Origin of the sequence: Microcoleus sp. S13_C5 (assembly GCF_036700845.1) — a bacterium.
In the GTDB taxonomy this organism is placed as follows: Bacteria; Cyanobacteriota; Cyanobacteriia; order Cyanobacteriales; family Microcoleaceae; genus Microcoleus.
Map to the genome: position 1 here is coordinate 1 of NZ_JAUBPR010000280.1, position 1,568 is coordinate 1,568.

The following is a 1,568-nucleotide window of genomic DNA, read 5'->3' on the forward strand; positions in this document are numbered from 1 at the left end:
TATGTGAATGCCACATTTTCTCTAGTTGTCTTTTTGTCAAGTACAATTTATACCAAATTAGATGAGCTTACCCTGACAAGCATACCAGGCTTTACATCTTGTCCTGCTTTCAATTTGATTCGCACAGTTTCAAAAGTTGGAGTATCCCGATCAGAAATAACAGTACCAATAGGAGGAGTCTTGACGCTCATTTTTAAACACCTCGATTAAGATTAAGATTTGATTATTCTCTATAAATTTCTACACCAAGTTGTTGCAGCAATCGCCTAGCCACACTGGAATGAAAAGCGCTGACAGGCAATCCTGTCAACAGACTTACTACCCACTTCGGCGATACTCGTCGATCGCCCACTAGCACGTACCACGACTGGTAACAACCAGGGTTGCCCTTGCCTTCCACCAACGCCTGACGCGCTAAATCAAGCACTTCTGCTGGTGTCAAAACAACCTCAATCCCTTTAAGACTCGCTTTCCCTTGGGGGACAACAGCCTGTCTAATAGCTAGTTCCGGGGGCTTCCCGTACAGCCAATCATGCAAGGTTGCTAGCTTTTTACCCAAAGAGCCTGTAGCAATTCGCACAGCTAATCCTGATTTAATTAGCATATCGTATTTATCCAGTGCAAGGAAATAATCTTGACCTAGACAAATGCAAAGTTTCTGATATGACTTTGCGCTGAGGATATCTTCAAATTTAGCAATGACCTCTGGCTGCAATTGACGCGATCGCATTTTTGTCATTCGTTGGTCATAATTTGGAATCTGATAGTCACTTGGTATCAAGCCAAACTTCGCTGACAAAATATATATCTCTAACCGTGCTGATGGTTGTTTCCGTAGAAAACGACGCAGCAAACGGAATGTTGGGCCATCATAGCGCTCAATAGCAGGCAGCGAATCAGCATCCGAACGTTTACGCTGCGAGCAAGCCAAAATTAGCAGATGTCGCAAATTCAGAACTCACTATATATTATTCATGTTATTTACCACATTATTCTATTTCTTGCTTTACAACTAGCCTGATGAAGTAGAGGTAGCAGATGCGATCGCCCTTTCATTCCCAACAAGCGATCGCCCTAAAAAGGAATATACTCAACAGCATTCATCCATTCATCAGAGTCCGAGACTAAAGCAATCAGTTCCAAATCCTTAACAAACTGTCCGATTGTACCGCCTAGCTGATGTCCAAATATCAAACCAGCAAACAGTTTTTCCTGACGCTGCCAATCTTGAGCCAGTGCCCTAAAACGGATATCTTGAGTAAACAATACTCTCCCTAACTGAGTGGCACGTTCCAAAAGTTCGTCATCCGGCAATTCTGTCGCACCATCTTCGATCGCAGTCAAAACATCCACGCCACGACGGCGCAACTGCTCGGTAATTGCTTGCGGAATGTGAACGTCCATGTACAGAGCGATCGCCACTTACAACAACCCCTTAGCTCGCATTCTCACGAAAAATGGTGAAGGCGAAAGCAGAGATTTTTCCTGTTGTATAGCATTTCTTACAAAGGTGAGGTACAATAACAGCAGTGAGTAAACCAATTCCAAATATTTGCTGATGTAACTTC

General features: G+C 43.4%; 3 protein-coding genes. 1 reads left to right on the forward strand and 2 read right to left on the reverse strand.

What is annotated here, in order from left to right; translation table 11 throughout:
* Positions 1-210 (forward strand): hypothetical protein (locus QUA04_RS29585; protein WP_333264342.1); only part of this gene is annotated, 210 nt, incomplete at its 5' end.
* A gap of 13 nt (positions 211-223) precedes the next feature.
* Here the strand turns inward: QUA04_RS29585 and QUA04_RS29590 are convergent.
* Together QUA04_RS29590 and QUA04_RS29595 are read right to left on the reverse strand one after the other, a co-directional pair.
* Positions 224-949 (reverse strand): DUF6884 domain-containing protein, encoded by a 726-nt coding sequence (locus QUA04_RS29590; RefSeq protein WP_333264345.1) that lies wholly within the window; start codon positions 947-949, stop codon positions 224-226.
* 125 nt (positions 950-1,074) lie between these two features.
* Positions 1,075-1,422, reverse strand: a complete 348-nt coding sequence (locus QUA04_RS29595) for a DUF5615 family PIN-like protein (RefSeq protein ID WP_333264348.1) — start codon at positions 1,420-1,422, stop codon at positions 1,075-1,077.
* Between the last annotated feature and the right edge of the window lie 146 nt (positions 1,423-1,568).